Source organism: Micromonospora sp. SL1-18, assembly GCF_047921505.1.
Lineage (GTDB): Bacteria > Actinomycetota > Actinomycetes > Mycobacteriales > Micromonosporaceae > Micromonospora.
Window position 1 is genome coordinate 35,422 of the sequence record NZ_JBLROA010000034.1, and the last position, 21,137, is coordinate 56,558.

Genomic DNA, 21,137 nt, shown 5'->3' on the forward strand with positions numbered 1-21,137 from the left:
CTGTGTTTCGGAAGTGTCGTAGGTGGCGGGCATGGTGTGGGGTTGTGGGGAGGTTTACCGCGTTCCGGTTCACCGTCGACGCGTCGCCGTCGCAGGTGGTGGTGTTGGCTCGTCATGCGGGGGCGTCCCGGTTTGCGTTCAACCAGTGCCTGGCTCTGGTGAAGGAAGCTCTGGATGTGAAGCGTCGGGGTGTGCCGGTGGTGGTGCCGTGGTCGGGTTTTGACCTGATCAACGCGTTCAACTCGTGGAAGTGTTCGGCGCGGGCGGGTCGCCGGTTCGTGGTCGATGCGGCCGGCTCGGTCGAGGTCGTGGTGACGGGGTTGTCGTGGCGGGCGCAGGTGTGTCAGCAGGTGTGTGAGGAAGCCGCTGTCGACCTGGGTCGTGGCCTGGCCGCCTGGGCCGAGTCGCGGCGGGGGAAACGGTCGGGCCGTCGGGTGGGGTTCCCGACATTCAAACGCAAGGCCCGCACCCGGCCGTCGTTTCGTATCCGCTGCACCACCAAGGCGGGTCGGGCGAGTATCCGGGTCGGGGATCCCACGGCGGGGCCGCGCAGTGTGTGTCTGCCGAGGATCGGGGTCCTGAGGGTACGGGAGGACACCCGCCGCCTGCGGCGGATGATCCGCACCGGCCGAGCCCACATCCGGTATGCCACCGTCTCTGCCCGGGCCGGCCGATGGACCATCACCGTGACGGTGCAGGCAGCTGCCCTGCATCCCGCCCGCCAACACCCACCCCGCCCCGACGGCGGTGGTGGTTGGGTGGGCGTCGACCGGGGCCTTGCCGCTCTCGTCGTGGCCGCCGACACCACCGGCCGGCAGGTGCTGCGCGTCGATGATGCGCCCCGGCCGCTGCGGACCGCCCTGCCCCGACTACGACGTCTGTCGCGCCAGGTCAGCCGCAAACGGCGAGGCTCACGTAATCGGGCTGAGGCCGTCGCCCGGCTGGCCCAGGCTCACCACCGCGTCGCCAACATACGTCGACACTTCCTACACAAGGTCGCCAATCGGCTGGTCAAGACCCACGACCGGCTGGTCCTGGAAGACCTGCACACCGCCGGCATGCTCCGTAACCGGCGTCTGGCCGCCGCCATCTCCGACCCGGGCTGGGCTGACCTGGCCCGCATCATCGGCTACCAGCAACGCTGGCGCGGCGGGCAGACCACCCCGGCACCCCGCTGGTACCCGTCCACCAAGATGTGCAGTGCCTGCGCCACCATCGGCCCAGCACTGCCCCTGTCCGTACGCATCTTCCGCTGCCAGGAGTGTGGGCATACGGCGGACCGGGACGTCAACGCGGCGGTCAACCTCGCTGTCTGGGCCGAGCACCACCATGCCCAGACCCGGGACCCCGAAGTACGAGGCCCGGTCACCAACGCCTCCCGAGGGGACGGCTCTGGCCAGCGCCCACGCGCCGGTGAAACCAGCCCCGATGACGGAGGAACCCTGCCGCCACGAATATCCGTGACGGCAGGGACGCCCGAGAAGGGCGGTGTCTCATGACCCAACAGACTTATGAGACACGCTGTAGCGGGCCGACCCGTCACCCGCAGGTCCCTCTCGAGCACTGACCCCGCGCGTCCGCGACCGGCTGCGGCCGTCGCTGGGCGGGCCGACCGTCGCCCGGCGCGACCGCGATCATGCTCGTGCCGCTCTGCCCCAAAGTTCATCCGGCCTGCAGCCCGGCCGGCCTGGCCGCGGCAGCCGCGTCCCAGCCATCCGCCACGCCTGAGTCCAGGCCGCCCGGCGGCTGCCTCGCCTCAGGGGATTTGGCGGGAATCAGGGAATTGGCACCGATCTGCATGGTTAAGGTGAATTCACGACGGCTCTGGGGATCGGTGTTTCCCCGGCGCCACCGCGCCGCCCATCGCCGCGCGCGGTCCTGCACCGATCGCTCCAGCCCGCATCGGGCAGGGACGCCCTACGACACCGGCGGCGTCCGCACCGGGCCCTGCCCGGACGAGCAGACACCGGCGGCCCCGTGCCCGGCCAGGAAGGAATGCTGATGAGCCAACGCACGGCCGTCGCGGCGGTCCGCCGGGTCGAGCAGGCCCGGTCGCAGGAGAACTTTCCGGTCGCGCTGCGGGTCCTGCCCGGCCGGTACCGCCGTCATCTGCTCGCGGTCTACGCCTACGCCCGCCAGATCGACGACATCGGGGACGAACCCCTGCCCGGCACCGCCGACCGGCTCGCCGCGCTCGACGACATCGAGGCCGAGCTGCGGAAACTCTACGCCGGCCACGAGGTGACCCACCCGGTGGTACGCGCCCTCGCCCCCACCGTGGTCGAGTGCCGGCTGCCCCTCGACGCGCTCGTCCGGCTGATCGAGGCGAACCGGGTCGACCAGCGGGTGACCCGGTACGCCACCTTCGATCAACTGGTCGAGTACTGCACCCTGTCGGCCAACCCGGTCGGCGAGCTGGTCCTGCACGTGTTCGGGCAGGTGGGGCAGGCCAGGGTCGAGCTGTCCGACCGGGTCTGCACGGCGTTGCAGCTCGTCGAACACCTGCAGGACGTGGCCGAGGACCACCGCCGCGGCCGGATCTACCTGCCGGCGGAGGACATGGACCGGTTCGGGGTGACCGAGGCCGACCTCGCCCGCCCCACCGCCGGCCGCCAGCTACGCGACCTGATCGAGTTCGAGGCGGAGCGGGCCTGCGCGTGGCTCGACGCCGGCGCGCCGCTCGTGGCGGCCCTGCGCGGCTGGGCCCGGCTCGCGGTGAGTGGCTACCTGGCCGGCGGCCGGGCGACCCTCGACGCGCTGGCCGCCGCTGACCACGATCCGCTGCCGGCCACCGTCCGCCCCAGGGGCCGGCGCATCCTGCACCGCTGGCTGACCGCCACTGTGAGGAGCGCTGGATGACCACGATCGGCGACGTCGACACGGCCTACCGGCGCTGCGAGCAGATCACCCGCAGCCAGGCCGCCAACTTCGCGTACGGGATCCGGCTGCTGCCGCCGGTGAAACGCCGCGCCTTGTCGGCCATCTACGCCGCGGCCCGACGCATCGACGACATCGGCGACGGCACCATGCCGCCGGACGACAAGCTGGACCACCTGGCGCGTACCCGGGAGGCGCTGCACCAACTGCCCGGTAACGACGACGGCGACCCGGTGCTCACCGCGCTCGCCGACGCCGCGGTCCGGCTGCCGATCCCCCTGGCGGCCTTCGACGAACTCATTGACGGGTGCGTCGCCGACGTGACCGGCCGGGGGTACGCCACCTTCGACGACCTGCACTGGTACTGCCGCTGCGTGGCCGGCTCGATCGGCCGGCTCTCCCTCGGGGTGTTCGGTGCCGCCGACCCGGGCCGGGCCGAACCGCTGGCCGACGCGCTGGGCGTGGCGCTGCAACTGACCAACATCCTGCGCGACCTGGTGGAGGACCGCCTCGACGGGCGGATCTACCTGCCGATCGAGGACCTGGACCGGTTCGGCTGCACTCTGCGGCTGGACGGTGCCCGGTTCGCCGACCCGCCCGAGCGGCTGATCGCACTCGTCCGCTTCCAGGCGCGCCGGGCCGCCCAGTGGTACGACACCGGGCTGCGGCTGCTGCCCCTGCTGGACCGGCGCAGCGCGGCCTGCACCGCCGCGATGGCTGGCATCTACCGCCGCCTGCTCCTGCGGATCGAGGCGGACCCGCTGGCGGTCACCCGCAGCCGGGTGTCGCTGCCCGGGCGGGAGAAGGCGTGGGTGGCCGCGCGCGCACTCGTCGGACGCTCGGCATGACCGCCCCGCAGGTGCCGGGCGGAGCCGGCGGCGTGTGCGTGATCGGCGGCGGCCTGGCCGGCATCGCCGCGGCGATTCGCCTCGCCGACCAGGGACTGCCGGTGACGCTGCTGGAGAGCCGGTCCGAACTCGGGGGAGCGACCTACTCCTTCCGCCGCGACGGGCTGGCCGTCGACACCGGCCAGCACGTCTTCCTGCGCTGCTACCACGCCTACCGCGGCCTGCTCGACCGGCTCGGCGTCACCGGCGACACCGAGGTGCAACCGCGGTTCGCGGTGCCGGTGCTGCTTCCGGGGCGGGCCCCGCACCTGCTGGCCCGCCGGCGGTTGCCGGCGCCGGCGCACCTGCTGCCCACGTTGGCCACCTACCGGCTGCTCGCCCCCGCGGAGCGGGTCGCCGCCGTGCGGGCCGCCGCCGCGCTGCGGCACGTCGACCCCGACCTGCCGGCGACCGACACCCGCGGCTTCGGCGACTGGCTCGCCGAACACGGCCAGAGCGACCGTGCCGTACGCCGACTCTGGGACCTGGTCACCGTGGCCGCGCTGAACCTGCCCAGCGCCCACGCGTCGCTGGCCCTGGCCGCCCGGGTCTTCCGCACCGGGCTGCTCGACGCCGCCGACGCCGGCGACATCGGCCGGCCCACGGTCCCGCTGACCGACCTGCACGCCGTGCCGGCCCGGCGGCTGCTGCAGCAGTTCGGCGCCCGAGTGCAAACCCGCTCCCGCGTCCGCTGGATCCACCCGGAGTCCCACGGCTTCCGGGTCGGCCTGAACGACGGCGAGATCGCCGCCGACGCCGTCGTCCTGGCCGTGCCGCACCAGGTCGCCGCCGCGCTGGTGCCGCCGGTCGCCGCGCCCGGCGCCAGCGACTGGCACCGGCTCGGCGCGGCGCCGATCGTCAACGTGCACCTGCGCTACGCCCGCCGGATCACCGAGCTGACCATGGCTGCCGCCGTGGAGTCCCCGGCACAGTGGATCTTCACCCGGCCTGGGCCGGACGACGCGCAGCAGGTGGTGGTGTCCCTGTCGGCCGCCGACACCGAGATCGACCGGCCCGCCGCCGACCTGGTGGCGGCCCAGCGCGCGGCGCTCGCCGCGCTGTTCCCCGCCGCGCGGCACACCCCGGTACGCGACGCGTTCGTCACCCGGGAGCCGCGGGCCACCTTCCGGCAGGCACCCGGCACCCGCGCGTACCGGCCGGCCACGACGACCTGCCTACCCGGGCTGGTGCTGGCCGGCGCATGGATCGACACGGGCTGGCCGGACACGATGGAGGGCGCGGTGCTCAGCGGCCAGGAGGCCGCGGACGTCGTCGCCCGCCAGCTCGCGTCCCGGCCCCGACACCACACGGAGGCCGTACGATGACCATCGCGCACAGCCACAGCACCAGCCAGCTCCACACGCACGTGGAACCCGCCATCCGGGTGCTGCTGGACCGGCTGGACCCGGGTAACCGGCTGGTCGCCGGCTACCAGATGGGCTACTGGAACGCCGACGGGTCGCCCGCTGTCTGCCGGGGCAAGGGACTGCGCCCGGCGCTGGCCCTGCTGTCCGCCCAGGCCACCGGGGCCGAACCCGAGGCCGGCGTGCCGGCCGCCGCCGCGGTCGAGCTGACGCACAACTTTTCTCTGTTGCACGACGACGTGATGGACGGCGACACGGAACGCCGCCACCGGCCCACCGCGTGGACCGTGTTCGGCGTCAGCCGTGCCATCCTCGCCGGGGACGCCCTGATCGGGCTGGCGTACGAGGCCCTCGCCGAGGTCGCCGGCGGCGGTCCGGCGGTGCGGCGGCTCGCTCTGGACGTGCGCGCCCTCATCCGCGGACAGGCCGCCGACCTGGCCTTCGAGCACCGCGACGACGTCTCCCTCGACGAGTGCCTGACCATGGCCGGCGACAAGACCGCCGCCCTGCTGTCCGGCTCGTGCGCGCTCGGGGCGCTGCTCTGCGGCGGCCCCGCCGGGCTGGTCGACGGGCTGTCCCGGTTCGGCCTGCACCTCGGGCTCGCCTTCCAACTCGTCGACGACCTGCTCGGCATCTGGGGTGATCCCCGGCGCACCGGCAAGCCGGTCGGCTCCGACCTGCGTGCCCGCAAGCGCACCATCCCCGTCGTGCGGGCGGTGACCGACGGCGGCCGGGCCGGCCGGGCGCTGGCCGAGCTGTACCGGTCGCCGGCACCGCTGGACGACGACGTGACCCGCGCCACCGGACTGATCGAGGCGACCGGGGCTCGCGAGTGGACGCAGCAGCGGGCGGCGCGGGAAACCGAGCGGGCCCGCGCGGAACTGGCCGCCTTGGACCTGCCCGACCACGTACGCCGTGAGCTCGCCGACATCACCACCTTCATCACCGGACGGGATCACTGATGACCGAACTGCTCTCGCCGAAGCCCACCGGGTCCGTCGTCACCGCCGCACCGGCGGGCGAAGGCGCATCCGATGTCGCCCGGGAAGCCCTGCGCCGCGCCCGCGACCACCTGCTCGGGCTGCAGGACGACGCCGGCTGGTGGAAGGGCGACCTGGTCACCAACGTCACCATGGACGCTGAGGACCTCCTGCTGCGGCAGTTCCTCGGCATCCGTACCGCCGAGCAGACCGCCGAGTCCGCGCGTTGGATCCGCTCCCAGCAGCGGCCCGACGGCTCCTGGGCCAACTTCCACGGCGGCCCGGGCGACCTGTCCACCACGATCGAGGCGTATCTGGCGCTGCGGCTGGACGGTGACGCGCCCGAAGCGCCGCACATGGCGAGGGCCGCCGCGTTCGTCCGCGAGCAGGGTGGGCTGGCCGCCAGCCGCGTCTTCACCCGCTTCTGGCTGGCCCTGTTCGGCCACTGGCCCTGGTCCCGGCTGCCCGCCGTGCCACCCGAGCTGGTGCTGCTGCCACCCTGGATGCCGTTCAACATCTACGACTTCGCCTGCTGGGCCCGGCAGACCCTCGTCCCGCTGTCCATCGTCCGCGCGTTGCGCCCGGTGCGGGACCTCGGCTTCACCGTCGACGAACTGCGCACCGCCGCCGAGCCGCCGCGGCCGCCCCGGCTGCTGTCCCGGCCCGGCGTGCTGCACCGCCTCGACCGGCTCGCCGCCGGCTACGAGCGGATCGCCCGTGGCCCGCTGCGCCGCAACGCGCTGCGTCGGGCCGCCGAGTGGATCGTGGCCCGCCAGGAGGCCGACGGATCGTGGGGCGGGATCCAGCCGCCCTGGGTGTACTCGCTGATGGCGCTGCACCTGCTCGGCTATTCGTTGGACCATCCGGTGCTGCGCAGCGGCCTGGCCGGGCTGGACCGGTTCACGGTGCGCCAGCCGAGCCCGGACGGCCCGGTGCGTTGGCTGGAAGCCTGCCAGTCGCCGGTCTGGGACACCGCCCTGGCGGTCATCGCGCTTTCCGACGCCGGGCTGCCGGCCGGGCATCCCGCCCTGACGCGGGCCGGCACCTGGCTGCTCGGTGAGGAGATCCGGGTCCGTGGCGACTGGGCGGTACGCCGGCCGAACATCCCGACCGGCGGCTGGGCCTTCGAGTTCGAGAACGACGGGTACGCCGACACCGACGACACCGCCGAGGTGATCATGGCGTTGCGGCGTACCAACCTGCCGGCCGACGCGGCCGTGCTGCGCGCCAACCGCTGGATGCTCGGCATGCAGTGCCGCGACGGCGGCTGGGCCGCCTTCGACGCCGACAACACCCGGGAAATGGTCGCTGACCTGCCGTTCTGCGACTTCGGCGAGGTCATCGACCCGCCCAGCGCCGACGTGACCGCGCACATCGTCGAGGCGCTGGCGGCGGAGAACTTCGCCGACACGGTGCCGGTGCGCCGCGGCGTGGCCTGGCTGCTGCGGGCACAGGAGCCGGACGGATCCTGGTTCGGCCGCTGGGGGGCCAACCACGTCTACGGCACCGGGGCGGTGGTGCCGGCCCTGGTGGCCGCCGGCCTGCGGCCCATGCACCCGGCGATCCGCCGCGCCGTGGACTGGCTGCTGGCGCACCAGAACCCCGACGGCGGATGGGGCGAGGACCTGCGCTCGTACCGGGACCCGGCCTGGATCGGGCGCGGCGAGTCCACCGCGTCGCAGACCGCGTGGGCGCTGCTAGCGCTGCACGCCGCCGGCCACGGATCGGGGGAGGCCGCCACCCGGGGGGTGCGCTGGCTGGTCGACACCCAGCGCGCGGACGGCGGCTGGGACGAGCCGCAGTACACCGGCACCGGCTTCCCTGGCGACTTCTACATCAACTACGGCCTGTACCGGCTGGTCTTCCCGATCAGCGCCCTCGGTCGGATCCTGGACGCGCGCGCCACCGGCCTCGACGTCGAGGCGCTGTCGTGACCGCAGCGGCCGGCAGTCCGCCCTGGACGCTGTACGCGCCGATGCGCGTGGAAGCGTCGGCGCTGCGGCGTGGGCTGGTCCACCGCGCCTCGCCCGGACGACCGGTGCTGCGCCGTACCGGCGTCGGGCCGCGGCGCGCCCGGGCGGCCGCCGCCCGTCGCCCGGCCGGCGGCGCCCCGGTCGCCGTCGCCGGGATCGGGGGCGGGCTGGCCGCCGGGCTGGCCGCCGGCGACGTAGTGGTGGCCAGCGAGGTACGCGTCGACCCGCTGGCCCAGGGCGGACCGCCGCGCGTGCTGCTCCTGCCGGACGCCCCCCTGCTCGCCGCGGCCCTGCGCCGCCGCGGGTTGCGGGTGCACGTCGGCCCCGTGCTCACCACCGACCGGCTGGTCGACGGCGCGGCCCGGGCCCGGCTGGGCGCGACCGGAGCGTTGGTCGCCGACTGCGAATCGGCGTGGCTGCTGGCCGGCCGCGGCGACCGGCCGGCGGCCTGCGTCCGGGTGGTCGCCGACACCGCGGCCGGGTCGCTGTACCGGCCGGCCACGCTCCGCCGGGTCCGTACCGCGCTGGCCGTGCTGCCCGTCGTGGCGTCGGCGTTGGCCGAGTGGGCGGCGGCGAGCAGCCTGCGACAGGTCGTGCTGGCCTCGCCCCGCTCCTTCTGCGCGGGCGTGGAGCGGGCGATCGCCGTGGTGGAGCAGGCGTTGCGACAGCACGGCCCGCCGGTATACGTCCGCAAGCAGATCGTGCACAACGCTCGGGTCGTGGCCGACCTGCGAGCCCGCGGTGCGATTTTCGTGGACGAACTCGACGAGGTGCCGGAGGGCGGCCTGACCGTCTTCTCCGCCCATGGGGTGGCGCCCGCGGTGCGCCGGGAGGCCGCCGAGCGGCGGTTGCCGGTGATCGACGCCACCTGTCCGCTGGTGGCGAAGGTGCACACCGAGGCGCGCCGGTTCGCCGGCCGGGGCGACACCGTGCTGCTGATCGGGCATGCCGGCCACGAGGAGACCGACGGCACGCTCGGCGAGGCTCCCGGGCGGATCCGCCTGGTGCCCGATCCCGCCGCGGCCGAGGCGGTGCGGGTGGACGACCCGGACCGGGTGTCCTACCTGGTGCAGACGACCCTCGCGACCGACGAGGTGGCCGGGGTCGTCGATGCTCTGCGCCGCCGGTTCCCGGCGCTGAGCGGCCCCGGCTCCGATGACATCTGCTATGCCACCACCAATCGCCAGCGGGCCGTCACCGAGGTCGCGTCCCGGGCCGACGTCGTCCTGGTCGTCGGTTCGGACAACTCCTCGAACTCGCGTCGGCTGGTGGAGGTGGCCGAGCGGGCCGGCGCGCGGGCGTACCTGGTCGACGACGTGAGTCGGGTGGACCTGCGCTGGCTCGCCGGGGCCGCGACGATCGGCGTCTCCGCCGGCGCCTCGGCGCCGCCCGCGCTGGTCAACGAGGTCGTCGCCGCGCTCGGTGCGCTCGGGGCGAGGGAGGTGAGCGTGCACACCACGATCGTCGAGGACGTTGCTTTCACCCTTCCGAAGGAGGTACGCCAGCCATGAGCATGCCGTTGCGCCAGAGCCTGCGGATCGCCAGCTACCTGATGGAACAGAAGATACGTGGCCGCAAACAGTTCCCGCTGCTGCTGGAACTGGAGCCGCTGTTCGCCTGCAACCTGTCGTGCGCGGGCTGCGGCAAGATCCAGCAGCCGGCGAACCTGCTCAAGCGCCGGATGCCGGTGGAGCAGGCTGTCGCCGCCGTGGAGGAGTGCGGTGCGCCGATGGTCTCCATCGCCGGCGGCGAGCCGCTCATGCACCCGGAGATCCACACCATCGTCGCCGAGCTGGTACGGCGCAAGAAGTTCGTCTTCCTGTGCACCAACGCCGTCCTCCTGCCGAAGCACATCGGCAAGTTTCGCCCCTCGCCGTACTTCGCCTTCACGGTGCACATCGACGGGCTGCGGGAGCGGCACGACGCGGCGGTCTGCAAGGACGGGGTCTTCGACGCCGCGGTGGCCGCCGTCCGGGACGCCCAGCGGCGCGGCTTCCGGGTCACCACCAACACCACCTTCTTCAACACCGACACCCCGCAGACCGTCATCGAGGTGCTCGACTACCTCAACGACGACCTTGGCGTGGACGAGATGATGCTCTCCCCGGCGTACGCGTACGAGAAGGCGCCGGACCAGGAGCACTTCCTGGGCGTCACGGAAACCCGCGAGCTGTTCCGCAAAGCCTTCGCCGGGGGCCGGCGACGCCGCTGGCGGCTCAACCACTCGCCGTTGTTCCTCGACTTCCTCGAGGGGAAGGTGGACTTCCCCTGCACGGCCTGGGCCATCCCGTCGTACTCGCTGTTGGGGTGGCAGCGGCCCTGCTACCTGATGAACGACGGATACGCCGCCAGCTACCGGGAACTGCTGGACTCGACCGACTGGGACAGCTACGGCCGGGGACGCGACGCACGGTGCGCCAACTGCATGGCGCACTGCGGGTACGAGCCGACCGCCGTGCTGGCCACCATGTCCTCGCTGCGGCAGTCGCTACGCGCGATGCGAAACTAAGCGTGCACGCCGTGGCGGACCGCTCCGGCGTGTACCGGACCACGGTGTACGGCGCCGGCGTGGCGGGCTGCTCGCCGAGGTCTTCGCCGAGGCGCGGCGCGACCGCCGCAGCCCAAGCAGACGCCTTTGCGCGCTAACGTCGCTCTCAGTCCGAAAAGACGGCGCGGCGCAGGGGCGGGACTATGCCGCAGAGCCGGAAGAACATCCGCGCGACCGCCCGGATCGCGCGGCTGCGCAGGATGGCCAGGCGCAGGTACATGGTCGCGGCTCGCACCGCGTCGAAGCCGTTGGTCAGCATCGCGCGCTCGTACTCGGCGATGGCGGGAAGCAACGGCTGTTCACCCCGGCTGACCGCGATCAACGCACGGCGCAACGCGTTGGCGTCGTGCAGCGCGGCGTTGCCGCCGAGCCCACCGACCGGTGGCATGTAGTGGATCGCGTCGCCCAGCAGGGTCACGTTGGTGGTGGGCCAGGGTTTCACGGGCGCCGCTGCGGAGAAGTCGAACTGCTCGATGGTGTCCTCGGGGGTCTGGGCGATCAGTTCCCGCACATCGGGATGCCAGCCTGCCAGGCGGGACATGACCAGATCGCGCAGCCGCTGCCCGCGCTGGCCGGTCGCCTCGGCTGGCAATACCCGCCGGTGAGCGACGTAAGCCCACATGACGTAATCGTCGTCCTTCGTGTCCTGGACGACGAGATCCGGGTCCAGACCGGCGGCCCGCAGTTGGTCGCCGACGCCCGCGACGATGGCGTCGCTACCCTCTCGGCGGCGGAATACTGCGGTGAACAGGAAGTCCCGCTTCGGCAGGATCACGTTCTTGGTGCTGGTTATCTCCTCTGGTAGCCAAGCCGTCGTATCGCCGAGCCGGAGCTTGCCGCCGATCCCGACGCCGGGTGCGTTGCGCTGCTTGGCGTGCGGCAGCAGCTGCCGCCGCACTCGTGAGCGGGAGCCATCCGCGCCGACCAGCAGATCGCCGGTGGCACAGGTGCCATCGGCGAAGAAGGCGGTGACAGTGCCGTCCGCGTTCTGTCGGTAGCCGGTGAACTCCTTGCCGAACTGGACGATGCCGTGCAGACCGGCGAGCAGCAGCCGACGCAACGTGATCCGGCTGACCGCGTGCGTCCGCTGGGACGGGCCGAGCCCCGTGGGCAGGTCGTCCTCGCGCATCAGCAGCCGCAGCCGCTCGGTGAACACCCCCATGCCGGGCCCGGGATCCCCGGCGGTGGCCACCAGGATCTCCCACAGGTGCGCGGGAAGGCAGTCGTGCAGCGCTCGGCTGCCCACCGGTTCGATGTTGAGCCGGTACCCCTGCAGCCGCGCGTCAGGCGCGGCATCACGTTCGTAGACCGCGACGCTGATCCCGGCGGCGTGCAGGCCCTGCGCGAGGCACAGGCCGCCGATGCCACCGCCGGCGATGATGACCCGCAGCGGATTCGTCGACATTGGCACGTCCCTTCCGGTAGTCAGGCGTGGGTCAGCAGCAGGTCGAGGAGCCCGAGGACATCATCGGCGCCGTCGGAGGTCAAGCTCGCGCCCTTGACCGTGGCGATGATCAGCTCGGCCCCCACGGTCGGATCGACACCTGGTGTCAGCGCGCCGTCTGCGGCGGCACCGGCGAGCAGCGCCCGCAGTGAGTTCCGCCAGCCCTGCTCGCGGCTGGCGATGATCTCCCGCAGCACGGGGTCGCGCCGGGCCCGCAGGTCCAGTTCGCGCAAGACCACGTGCAGCTCGGGTTCGTCGACGATCTTCTGACGAAGGATGGCGAGGTGGCCGCGAAGGCGTTCGACCGGGCTGCCGTTTCGCGGCGTGGTCGACCAGAACTGCCGGGTCGTGTGGTCCACGACTGCCACCACGAGGTCCTGTTTGGTGGGGAAATGGTGATGGATCGTTGAATGGTCGATGCCCACCTGGCCGGCCACGTCCCGCATCCGCAGCCCCTCGAACCCAGCCGCGGCCAGGCACTGGTACGCCGCACGCACTAAGGCGTCCCGGCGCTGCGGACCAGCCGGCGGCCTGCCTTGTCGTGCTGCCGCCATCCGCGCTCCTCTATCAACCAACCGGTTGGTGGATTGATAGCAGGCATGCCGGTACCGCGTCAAATCGCGGAACGCCGGCTGCCGGCGTAACGAGGTGTTGGGGTGGCCCCTGGCCTTAACCCCGCAGCCGGCCCTCCATGCCGCCCAGGCTCGGCGCCGGTCAACCGAACCGGGCCGCCAGGCGTCGGTACACCGCCGGCTGCAGCCCGCGCACCGCCACCGGCAGGCGCAGCCAGCCCGGCACGTAGACCTCGGCCCGGTCCCGGACGATCGCGGTGGCCAGCGCGTCCGCCACCCGCTCCGGCGGCAGCGGCCGCGGCCGGCGCCGGCGATACGCCTGCCCCCGGCGGGCGAAGAACGGCGTGTCCACGACCCCCGGGACGACCACGCTGACGGTGACCCGGTGGCGGGCCACTTCCAGCCGGAGGCTCTCCGCGAAGATGTCCAGACCGGCCTTACTGGCCGCGTAGACGGCCTCCTCGCCCACGCCGAGCCGGCCGGCGATCGAGCCCACGAAGGCCAGATGACCGCCGTGGCGGCACATCCCGGGCAGCAACGCCCGGGTCAGCTCGATCGGCACCCGCAGGTTCACCGCGACCAGCTCGTCGGCGACCCCGTCCGGCATCTCGGCGAACGGGCCCGCCCAGCCGACTCCGGCATTGTTGACCAGCACGTCCACCCGCGGATGCCGGGCCAGGACCCGCTCGGCCAGATCCCGTCCGGCGTCCGGCCGGGCCAGATCGGCCGGCACCGCGGCGGCGCCGGTCTCGGCGGCGAGCCGGGTGAGCCGTCCCGGATCCCGGCCGACGGCCACCACCTGGCTTCCCGCCCGGGTGAGCCGCCGCACCACCGCCGCTCCGATGCCCGAGGACGCGCCGGTGACCAGGACAACCGCGCCCGTCAGGCGCACCTCGGCACCCCCGGCGGGGCCGACCCCGTCCGCCGTCCGGCGGAACCGCCGTCCGGTGCCCGGTCGGCCGGCCCGCCGCCGGCCTCGGTGCCGTCGTCCGCTTCGGCGTCCACCTCGCGGCGCAGCTCGGCCAGGCTGGCGCGCAGGGCAGCGACGAACGCGCCGGCGGTGTCGGCCAGCGACTCGTCCATCAGCACGCCGATCTCGAAGGTGTTCCGGCACCGCAGCACCCCCACTCCGAGGGGTACGCCCTCGGCCAGGGCGACCACCGGGGTGGGCGTCCGGAGCGGGGCGTCGGCGAGCAGCCGGGCGCCCCACGGCAGCGCCATGTAGGACACGATCACGTTGAGGTGCCGGCTGGTGTAGGCGCGTCGGGCCAGTGCGGCGTGCAGCGGCGCGGGCAGAACTCCCATCGCCCGCATGACCAGGCCGGCCGCTTCGGCTTCCCCGCTGCCCAACGCGGTACGCAGCGACTGCCGTACGGCGGCGACCCGGTCCCGCGCCGAGGACCGCCCCAGCGGAAGATCGAGGGTGACCGCCCCGGTCCAGTTGCCCTGGGTGGGAGGCCGCCGCCGCGGGCTCTGGGAGACCGCGAACATCGCCCGCAGCCGCGGCGGCGTACCGGCCGGCTGGACGGCGCCCAGCGCCGCCGCGGTGAGCGCGAGCATCAGTTCGCTGGCGTGCGCCCGGCAGGCGCGCGCCGCGCCGAGCACCTCGGCGGCCGGCAGTGAGGCGGTGACCAGCCGGCGGTCCGGCGAGCTGACCGGGCGGTTGAACGCGGTGGCCGGCGCCGGCCCCTGCGCGGCCAGCCGGGCCAGCCCGCGCGCGGTGAGTCGGAGCCGGCGGACCAGCTCGCCGGGCTCGGCCGTGCCGATTCCGACCCGCTCGGGGGTGGCGGGCCGCGTCCGGGCCGCGCCGGCCGTCCGGCTGTCGGGACTGTCGAGTAGCCGGCCCAGGACGCCGATCACGGACATCCCGTCCCCGAGGCAGTGGTGCAGCTTGACCGCCACCCGGGTACGCCCGTCAGGCAGGCCGCCGACCAGCAGCGCCCGCCAGAGTGGACCATCCTCGGGCAACGGTTGGGACCAGAACCGGTCCAGGGCGGCGCTGCCGTCGTCGCCGGGGCCGACCGAGACCTCGTCGAGGTGGGCGGCGGGGTCGACGTACCGGTCGACCGCCCAGCCGGGCCGGCGCCACCGGCCCCGGTCGACCAGCCGGCGGCGCAGGGTGGAGATGGCGGGCAGCCGCCGGGCCAGCAGAGCGATGAGATCCGCCGCGGTGAGCGCCCGGCCGTCGGATCGGGGGCCGAGTTCAAGCACCGCGCCGATGTGCTGCGGCAGCGTGCGCGACTGTACGTGCAGGAAGAACGCGTCCTGCGGGCGCAGCGGCCAGCTGACCGGTCGGGCGACCGCCGGATGGGTGTCGCCCGCCGGCCCCCGAGCGTCGGCCACCGCGGGTAGCCCGAGGTCCGGCAGGTGCGGATGTGCGGCGGCGAGCGGCTCGGTGGCCTGCGGGCCGAAGAGCCGGCTGCGGACGCAGGCGACGAGGGCGTTCGGGCTGCGGGCCGTCTCGGCCAGGCCGGCGGCGGCCATCAGCGAGGCGTTGGCCATGCCGTGCGCGGCGATGGGCCGGTACATCACGATGGGGGTGCCGGTGGCCCACGCCTCGAGCGCGGTGGCCCCGCCCGCGTTGGTCACCACCAACCGGGCGGCCCGCAGCAGGGTGGGCATGTCGTCGACCCACCGCCGGACCAGCAGCCGGTCGGACGGCAGGCGCAGCGCCGCCAGTTGGGCGACCAGCCGCTCGTTGCGTCCGCAGACGGCGACCACCTGTATCGCGTCGCCGATGCCGACCAGCGCTCGGATGGCCTCCTCGACGTGCCCGAAGCCGTACGAGCCGCAGGCCACCACCACCGCCTCCCGGGTCGGGTCGAGGCCGCAACGCCGGCCGGCCTCGGCCCGGTCACCGGGGTGGAACCGGTCGAGCACCGGCGGCGCGCACACGCCCAGCCGTACGCCCGGTGCGGCGACCGCCGCCACCGGCAGCGCCGCGGGATGGACCACCAGGTCCAGGTCCAGGTCGGGGTAGACCCAGGACGGGTGCGGCGCGAAGTCGCAGACCCAGGCCCCGATCGGGACGCCGAGGCCACGACGCCGGCGCAGCCAGGCGAGACCGGCGCTGCCCAGCGGATAGCTGGAGACGATCAGGTCCGGGTCGAACCCCTCGACGACCGGGGCGAGCCGCCGGCCGGCCCAGGCTCCCGTGAACCACTTGGAGGCGGTGGCGAACCAGCGGTACCGCCAGATCGACGCCCAGAAGAACTCGTAGAGCCACGGCGTCGCCGCGACGTTGGTCAGGTAGGTGCGCCGGAACAAGCGCCCGACCCCCGGGCCCATCACGTCGAGGGTGTCGACCCAGCCCACCCGGCTGCCCGGCCACAGCGTCAGCGCCCGTTCGGCCAGGGCTCGCCCGGTGGCGTCGTGCCCGCCGCCGATGTCGGCCGACACGACCAGCACCCGCCGGGCGATCGGCTCGGCACCGCCGCCCGGCGCCCCGGAACTCGGGGCCTCGGCGCCGCCCGTGGCGGTCGACTGTCGGACGGCCAGGGGCGGCACGGGGCGCATGGTCGCTGACATGTCGGATGCTCCCAGGCAATGCGCGGAGAGGGGCGCCAGGAGCGCCCCTCGGAGGCGTTCATCAGCTTAACTGCTGCTTTGCCCAGATATGGGATATCTTCGAACATCAGACCGCCGGACGGCGGCATGCCGGGGAGGCACCATGGCGGCGGGAACACCGGAGAGCGGGCGAGCGCGACCCCGCCCACTGGCCGTACCCGTGCTGGCGCCGGTCCCGCGCGGTTGGTGGTTCGACGGCCTGCTGGTCGCCGCTTTCGCCGCGCTCACCGCGGCTCTGGTCTGGTGGTCGCCGCTGCTCGATGTGGACATCGCCGTGCGGGACTGGTGCGATGCGCACCGACCGACACCGGTCTCCGTGCTGATGCTCTTCTTCGACTACCTGGGCCAGGGCGGACCGCTGATCGTCGTCACCCTGCTGGTCACCGGCTGGCTGGCCTGGCGCCACCGTACGGTGCGCCCCGTCATCCTGACCGGGCTGGCCCCGATCATTAGTACACTGCTGATCGTCGGGCTGAAACGGTGGACCTCACGGGGCGCACCACACCACGGCTCGGTACGCATGTTCAGCCACGGCTGGGAGGAGTTCTACCCGTCCGGGCACGTCAGCAACGCGATCGTCTACTTCACTGTGCTGGCCGTGCTGCTCGCGCCCTATCTGGCCGTTGCGGTTCGCCGGCTGGTGCAGTGGCTGCCCGGCGTGCTCACCTTGATCGGCACCACCTACCTGGGCTACCACTGGCTCACCGACAGCATCGGTGGATACCTGCTCGGACTGCTGATCGCGCGGCTGCTCCTGCGGGTGCCGTGGCGAACCATGCCACTCCCGCGATGGCTGCACCGAGGCCCGCCGTCACGCCATACAAAGAGGGAGGCCAGATGACCGGGCGGGCGAGCGCATGATGCACGGCGTGGGACAGCTGGCGGCGGGCGCCCCGTTGGCCCTCGGCGCCGCCGCGGCGTTCGGGGCATCCTCGCTGCTGCAGTTCCGTGCCTCCCGCCAGGTGCCCGAGGAGCGGGCCGGGCAGCCGCGGCTGCTGTTGCGCCTGATCCAGGTACGCGGCTGGCGCTGGTCGGCAGTGCTCGCGGCGATCGCCTTCGCCATGCAGGTCGCCGCCTTGAGCCTGGTGCCGCTGATCCTCGTGCAGCCGCTGCTGGTGACCGGCCTGGTCTGGTACGTCCTGCTGTTCGCCGCTTCCCACCACCGCCGACCGGACCCGCGGATCCTCCTGGAATCGGGGTTGTGCCTGCTCGGGCTCGGCACCTTTCTGGCGGTCGCGCAGCCGACCCGTGGGCAGGGCAAGGGACTCGAATCGTTCACGTCGGCCGCCCTGCTCGGCGTCGCGCTGGTGGCCGCCGTGAGCGTCTGCCTGGTCGGCGCCGTGAAACTGGCCCGCAAGTGGCGCCCCCTTCCACTGGCCCTCGCGGCCGGCACCTGCTACGGCGTGACAGCCGGGTTGATCAGCAGTCTCGGGCTGCAGTCCGAACCCAACACCCTGGCGGTGTTCGGTCAGTGGCAGTTGTACGCCATCGCGGTGCTTGGTCCGTTCGGCGTGCTGCTGAGCCAGAACGCCTACCAGGCCGGCCCGCTGGGCGCACCCGCCCTGGCCACGATCACCGTCACCGACCCGCTGGTGTCCATCGCGGTCGGGCTGCTCTGGCTGGACGAGCGGATCATGACGGGACCCTGGGTCGTGCTGGGCGAGGTGGTCGCGTTGGTGGCGGTGGTCGCCGCGGTCTTCTCCCTCGCCCGCCGCGCACCGCACGTCGCCGACGCCTAGCGGCTGACGCCGTCGCGCCACGTGACGCCGGCGCGGGCCGGAACGTGTGGAGCCGGCCGCCACGGGTACCCGGGGGTGCCGACCAGGGGAGGCGCCGATGACGCACGAAGCACCGGACTACTTCCGGCCGGAGCACGGCATGGTGCTCACCCACCTGCTGATCGTGCGGGACGTGGACCGGTCCCGCGAGTTCTACCGGCAGGTGCTGGGCGCCACCGTGATCCGCGAACGCGAGCCGGCGATCCTCCGGTTCCACAACGGCTACCTTGTGATCAACAACGAGGGCGGCCCCACCGACGACAAGCCGACCGTACGGGCCCAGGCGCCGGCGGACCCGGACTCGCTCAGCTGTGCGCTGAACATCCGGGTCACCGACGTGTGGGCGGTCTACGAGCAGTGGCGCTCCCGCGGCGGGCAGTTCCTCACCGAGCCCAAGGACCACGGGGTCGAGATCCGCTGCTACCTGCGGGACCCGGACGGCTACCTGATCGAACTCGGTCAGGGCACGGGCATCCTCGCCCAGATGGCGGGCGCGCCCGCCCGCTGAGCGCGGCCGGCCCAGGCAGGGTCAGCTGCGCCCGGCGAGTCCGTGCACGACCACCAGGCCGGGCACCTCGGCGCGGCCGAGTTGCTCGCCCGTGGCCGAGTCGTGCCAGCTCACGGCATCCGTCTGGCCCACGTAGAGACGCCTGCCGTCGGGACTGAGCACGAGGCCGGTGACGGGTTCGCGGACCGACCAGCCGGTCGCGGCGCCGAGGCGCTCGCCGTCCATCGCGCGTACCGCCGTACCGGCGCCGACGAAGAGGCGGTCGTGGCCGGCGGCGGCGTGGGCGCTGCCGGTGGCCCGCGCCAGGGTGACGGTCCGGCGCACCGCGAGTTCCTCCGTGGAGATCTCCGCGACGCTGCCCGAGGCGACGTCGACGACGTAGAGCCGGTCTCCGGCCGGGCTGACCGCCAGGGCGTGTCCGCTCGCGGACGCCGCCCCGAACGGGTGCGGCAGGTCGACGCAGTACGCCCATCGTTCGACGAGGTTCAAGGTGTGTACGAACGCGTGCGCGTTGCCCGGCCGGCCGCTGACCAGGTCGCGGGTGTGCCGGTGGTCGGGCTGATGCGTGTACAGCGTGTAGAGGGTGGTGCGATTCGGCGCGAGCACGGCCTGGCGTCCGTCGCCGCGCATCTCCTCCTCGGCGCCGGGCGGGACGGGTGTCTTGGCCCGGGTGGACAGCGGGCCGGGCGCGCTCGTGGCGAGATCGACGACGCGGACCCGGTAGCGGTCCGGCGCCCGCGCCGGCAGCCACTCGAGGACGAACAGTCCGGCGAGGTCCTCGGTGAACGCCTCCGGCACGAAGTTGCCCCGTAGCTCGAGCCGGTGCCGGACCCCGGTCACATCGGCGATCAGCACCGGGCTCACGTCCCGCCCCTGCGGGCGTCCGTTCGTGGCATTCGTGGCGTTCGAGGTGAGCGCGACCTTCGTACCGTCGGCGGAGACCGCCTGCGGCAGCCATTGTCCGGGCAGGGTGACCCGGGTGGAGGTGCGGCCCGTGGCGGTGTCGATCCGCCAGAAGGCCGTGCCCGCGCCGTCGGGTGCGGTCGCGTAGACCGCCTGCCCGTCGGCGGTGGCGACGCCGCGCGGGATCGTCAGCCGTTCGCCGCCGCTCAGTACGCCGAGTCCGCCGTCGACCTGGACGAGCAGCGCGTCGGGGATCGCGGTGGCCGTGTTCGGTTGCCGGCTGCGGGCCGGCTCGCAGCCGATCAGCGCAGCGGCGCCGGTGCCGGCGAGCGCGGTCAGCAGGGTACGCCGCGAGATGCTCTGTCCTGCCATCATGCCCGGGTGACACCGGTCGAACGGCTGGGGTTCCGCGGGTGGTGGAACCCGTGCGGCGCGGCCGGTGTCATGAGTTCGTCCCCATCGGAGGTTGTCCTGGACGACGAAGAGCTGGTCATCCGCGCCCGGGCCGGTGACCTGGAGGCTTACGAGCTCCTGGTCGCCCGGCACACCGCGTCCGCGTACCGGACGGCGGTGCTGCTCGGCGCGGGCCCGGACGCGGAGGACGTCATCCAGGAGGCGTTCGTGAAGGGACACCGCAACCTCTCCCGGTATCGCGGAGAGTCGTCCTTCCGCTCGTGGCTGTTGGCGATCGTGGCCAACGAGACCCGCAACCTGCACCGGTCACGCAGCCGGCGGGACGGGCTCGTGCTGCGCGCCGTGGCGGCCGACCCAATGTCGGAGGCCGCCGGGGACGTCGCGGTCGAGGCCGTTCTCGCCGGGGAGCGTCGTGCCGCGTTGGTACAGGCGCTGCGCCTGCTGCCGGTACGGGACCGTGAGGTGATCGTCTGCCGGTTCTTCCTCGACCTCAGCGAGGACGAGACCGTGTCGATGCTGGGTTGGCCGCGGGGCACGGTGAAGTCGCGGACCTCCCGGGCGCTGGCGAAGCTCCGCGGCCTGCTCGACCGCGAGGAGGTGCGGCGTGGATGACCTCGAGCGGGAGCTGCGCGACCTCGCCGGCTGGCTGCAGACCCCCGAACCGCCCGATGTGGCCGCCCGGGTACGGGCCCGGCTCACCGTACCCCGGCGCGGGCGACGCCGGTGGCGCTACCTCGTCGCGGTGCTGGTCGCCCTGCTGGTGGCGGTGCTGCCGCCGGGGCGGGCCGCCATCGCCGACGCGGTGGCGGGGCTGCTGCGCTTCGCCGGGATCACCATCGCCACGTCGTCCGAACCGGCGCTGCCCACCGGCGCACCGTCGCCGCTGCCGTCGCAGCGACCTGCCGCCCTGCCCGAGGCGCAGCGGAAGGTGCTCTTCCCGATCCGGCTCCCGGCGAAGCTGGGCCCGCCCGAGCAGGTGCTGGTCGCCGACCCCGACTCCACGGGCGCCTGCCGGGTGGCCACCCTGCTGTATCGCGGGGGAGCGCTGCGCATCGACGCCTTCGACGGTCGTCTCGACCCGGCCTTCCACAAGCAGGCCAGCGGGCCGGGGCTGGAGTGGGCCCAGGTCGACGCTGGCTTCGCCATCTGGATCGACGGTCCACACGCGGTGGCCTACGTGGACCGGACGGGCACCGTCCGCGTGGAGACCGCCCGGCTCGCCGCCTCAACCCTGATCTGGCAGGACGCCGGCGTGAGCTATCGGCTCGAGGGCGACCTCACCATGGCCGAGGCGATCGAGATCGCCAACTCGCTGGACTAGG

18 protein-coding genes are annotated in these 21,137 nt (G+C 73.5%); 13 read left to right on the plus strand and 5 right to left on the minus strand.

The window, feature by feature from the left end:
* Nucleotides 1–44: 44 nt before the first annotated feature.
* The 8 genes from ACNAW0_RS17970 (at nucleotide 45) to hpnH (ending at nucleotide 10,590) form a co-directional block, all read left to right on the plus strand.
* Nucleotides 45–1,499, plus strand: coding sequence for an RNA-guided endonuclease InsQ/TnpB family protein (locus ACNAW0_RS17970; protein ID WP_416289045.1), 1,455 nt, complete (start codon nucleotides 45–47; stop codon nucleotides 1,497–1,499).
* Between the two features lie 502 nt (nucleotides 1,500–2,001).
* Nucleotides 2,002–2,859: a squalene synthase HpnC gene (gene hpnC, locus ACNAW0_RS17975; protein WP_416289046.1), complete on the plus strand. Its 858-nt coding sequence runs from the start codon at nucleotides 2,002–2,004 to the stop codon at nucleotides 2,857–2,859.
* Nucleotides 2,856–3,725 (plus strand): presqualene diphosphate synthase HpnD, encoded by an 870-nt coding sequence (hpnD, locus tag ACNAW0_RS17980; protein WP_416289047.1) that lies wholly within the window; start codon nucleotides 2,856–2,858, stop codon nucleotides 3,723–3,725. The genes hpnC and hpnD overlap by 4 nt, the downstream gene beginning before the upstream one ends.
* On the plus strand, nucleotides 3,722–5,089 hold the full coding sequence (gene hpnE / locus ACNAW0_RS17985; RefSeq protein WP_416289048.1) for a hydroxysqualene dehydroxylase HpnE: 1,368 nt from the start codon (nucleotides 3,722–3,724) through the stop codon (nucleotides 5,087–5,089). The genes hpnD and hpnE overlap by 4 nt, the downstream gene beginning before the upstream one ends.
* Nucleotides 5,086–6,090 (plus strand): polyprenyl synthetase family protein, encoded by a 1,005-nt coding sequence (locus tag ACNAW0_RS17990; protein ID WP_416289049.1) that lies wholly within the window; start codon nucleotides 5,086–5,088, stop codon nucleotides 6,088–6,090. Before hpnE ends, ACNAW0_RS17990 begins: the two co-directional genes overlap by 4 nt.
* Complete coding sequence (gene shc / locus ACNAW0_RS17995) at nucleotides 6,090–8,042, plus strand: squalene--hopene cyclase (RefSeq protein ID WP_416289051.1); 1,953 nt, start codon at nucleotides 6,090–6,092, stop codon at nucleotides 8,040–8,042. The genes ACNAW0_RS17990 and shc overlap by 1 nt, the downstream gene beginning before the upstream one ends.
* On the plus strand, nucleotides 8,039–9,592 hold the full coding sequence (gene ispH, locus ACNAW0_RS18000) for a 4-hydroxy-3-methylbut-2-enyl diphosphate reductase (RefSeq protein ID WP_416289052.1): 1,554 nt from the start codon (nucleotides 8,039–8,041) through the stop codon (nucleotides 9,590–9,592). Before shc ends, ispH begins: the two co-directional genes overlap by 4 nt.
* Entirely contained in the window at nucleotides 9,589–10,590 is a 1,002-nt protein-coding gene (gene hpnH / locus ACNAW0_RS18005; protein ID WP_416289053.1) for an adenosyl-hopene transferase HpnH, read from the plus strand. Before ispH ends, hpnH begins: the two co-directional genes overlap by 4 nt.
* Before the next feature lie 145 nt (nucleotides 10,591–10,735).
* Here the strand turns inward: hpnH and ACNAW0_RS18010 are convergent, their stop codons facing one another.
* From ACNAW0_RS18010 to ACNAW0_RS18025, 4 genes are all read right to left on the minus strand, one after another.
* Nucleotides 10,736–12,034 (minus strand): FAD-dependent oxidoreductase, encoded by a 1,299-nt coding sequence (locus ACNAW0_RS18010; RefSeq protein WP_416289054.1) that lies wholly within the window; start codon nucleotides 12,032–12,034, stop codon nucleotides 10,736–10,738.
* 20 nt (nucleotides 12,035–12,054) lie between these two features.
* Nucleotides 12,055–12,627: a TetR/AcrR family transcriptional regulator gene (locus tag ACNAW0_RS18015; RefSeq protein WP_416289055.1), complete on the minus strand. Its 573-nt coding sequence runs from the start codon at nucleotides 12,625–12,627 to the stop codon at nucleotides 12,055–12,057.
* 160 nt (nucleotides 12,628–12,787) lie between these two features.
* Nucleotides 12,788–13,537, minus strand: a complete 750-nt coding sequence (locus ACNAW0_RS18020; RefSeq protein ID WP_416289056.1) for an SDR family NAD(P)-dependent oxidoreductase — start codon at nucleotides 13,535–13,537, stop codon at nucleotides 12,788–12,790.
* A complete protein-coding gene (locus ACNAW0_RS18025; RefSeq protein ID WP_416289057.1) occupies nucleotides 13,528–16,173 on the minus strand; it encodes a wax ester/triacylglycerol synthase domain-containing protein in 2,646 nt (881 codons plus the stop codon). Before ACNAW0_RS18025 ends, ACNAW0_RS18020 begins: the two co-directional genes overlap by 10 nt.
* A 142-nt stretch (nucleotides 16,174–16,315) precedes the next feature.
* Here ACNAW0_RS18025 and ACNAW0_RS18030 point away from each other — a divergent pair, with 142 nt between their 5' ends.
* The 3 genes from ACNAW0_RS18030 to ACNAW0_RS18040 all read left to right on the plus strand — a co-directional run bounded on the left by ACNAW0_RS18030 (nucleotide 16,316) and on the right by ACNAW0_RS18040 (nucleotide 18,498).
* Nucleotides 16,316–17,053 (plus strand): phosphatase PAP2 family protein, encoded by a 738-nt coding sequence (locus ACNAW0_RS18030; protein WP_416289058.1) that lies wholly within the window; start codon nucleotides 16,316–16,318, stop codon nucleotides 17,051–17,053.
* A 28-nt stretch (nucleotides 17,054–17,081) separates the two neighbouring features.
* On the plus strand, nucleotides 17,082–17,951 hold the full coding sequence (locus ACNAW0_RS18035; protein WP_416289060.1) for a DMT family transporter: 870 nt from the start codon (nucleotides 17,082–17,084) through the stop codon (nucleotides 17,949–17,951).
* A gap of 97 nt (nucleotides 17,952–18,048) precedes the next feature.
* Nucleotides 18,049–18,498 (plus strand): VOC family protein, encoded by a 450-nt coding sequence (locus tag ACNAW0_RS18040; RefSeq protein WP_416289061.1) that lies wholly within the window; start codon nucleotides 18,049–18,051, stop codon nucleotides 18,496–18,498.
* Between the two features lie 21 nt (nucleotides 18,499–18,519).
* Here ACNAW0_RS18040 and ACNAW0_RS18045 read toward each other — a convergent pair whose 3' ends face one another.
* On the minus strand, nucleotides 18,520–19,773 hold the full coding sequence (locus ACNAW0_RS18045) for a YncE family protein (RefSeq protein WP_416289062.1): 1,254 nt from the start codon (nucleotides 19,771–19,773) through the stop codon (nucleotides 18,520–18,522).
* A 9-nt stretch (nucleotides 19,774–19,782) separates the two neighbouring features.
* Here ACNAW0_RS18045 and ACNAW0_RS18050 point away from each other — a divergent pair, with 9 nt between their 5' ends.
* Together ACNAW0_RS18050 and ACNAW0_RS18055 are read left to right on the plus strand one after the other, a co-directional pair.
* Complete coding sequence (locus tag ACNAW0_RS18050) at nucleotides 19,783–20,427, plus strand: RNA polymerase sigma factor (protein WP_416289063.1); 645 nt, start codon at nucleotides 19,783–19,785, stop codon at nucleotides 20,425–20,427.
* Nucleotides 20,420–21,136 (plus strand): hypothetical protein, encoded by a 717-nt coding sequence (locus ACNAW0_RS18055; RefSeq protein WP_416289064.1) that lies wholly within the window; start codon nucleotides 20,420–20,422, stop codon nucleotides 21,134–21,136. Before ACNAW0_RS18050 ends, ACNAW0_RS18055 begins: the two co-directional genes overlap by 8 nt.
* Nucleotide 21,137: the final 1 nt, after the last annotated feature.

What these genes read in the sequence shown, in the direction of transcription:
- ACNAW0_RS18040 (WP_416289061.1), top strand. Translation starts at nt 18,049, where the DNA reads ATGACGCACGAAGCACCGGACTACTTCCGGCCGGAGCACGGCATGGTG.
- ACNAW0_RS18010 (WP_416289054.1), bottom strand. Translation starts at nt 12,034, where the DNA reads ATGTCGACGAATCCGCTGCGGGTCATCATCGCCGGCGGTGGCATCGGC.
- hpnD (WP_416289047.1), top strand. Translation starts at nt 2,856, where the DNA reads ATGACCACGATCGGCGACGTCGACACGGCCTACCGGCGCTGCGAGCAG.
- ACNAW0_RS18045 (WP_416289062.1), bottom strand. Translation starts at nt 19,773, where the DNA reads ATGGCAGGACAGAGCATCTCGCGGCGTACCCTGCTGACCGCGCTCGCC.
- ACNAW0_RS18025 (WP_416289057.1), bottom strand. Translation starts at nt 16,173, where the DNA reads ATGTCAGCGACCATGCGCCCCGTGCCGCCCCTGGCCGTCCGACAGTCG.
- hpnH (WP_416289053.1), top strand. Translation starts at nt 9,589, where the DNA reads ATGAGCATGCCGTTGCGCCAGAGCCTGCGGATCGCCAGCTACCTGATG.
- hpnC (WP_416289046.1), top strand. Translation starts at nt 2,002, where the DNA reads ATGAGCCAACGCACGGCCGTCGCGGCGGTCCGCCGGGTCGAGCAGGCC.
- ACNAW0_RS18030 (WP_416289058.1), top strand. Translation starts at nt 16,316, where the DNA reads ATGGCGGCGGGAACACCGGAGAGCGGGCGAGCGCGACCCCGCCCACTG.
- hpnE (WP_416289048.1), top strand. Translation starts at nt 3,722, where the DNA reads ATGACCGCCCCGCAGGTGCCGGGCGGAGCCGGCGGCGTGTGCGTGATC.
- ACNAW0_RS18015 (WP_416289055.1), bottom strand. Translation starts at nt 12,627, where the DNA reads ATGGCGGCAGCACGACAAGGCAGGCCGCCGGCTGGTCCGCAGCGCCGG.
- shc (WP_416289051.1), top strand. Translation starts at nt 6,090, where the DNA reads ATGACCGAACTGCTCTCGCCGAAGCCCACCGGGTCCGTCGTCACCGCC.
- ACNAW0_RS17990 (WP_416289049.1), top strand. Translation starts at nt 5,086, where the DNA reads ATGACCATCGCGCACAGCCACAGCACCAGCCAGCTCCACACGCACGTG.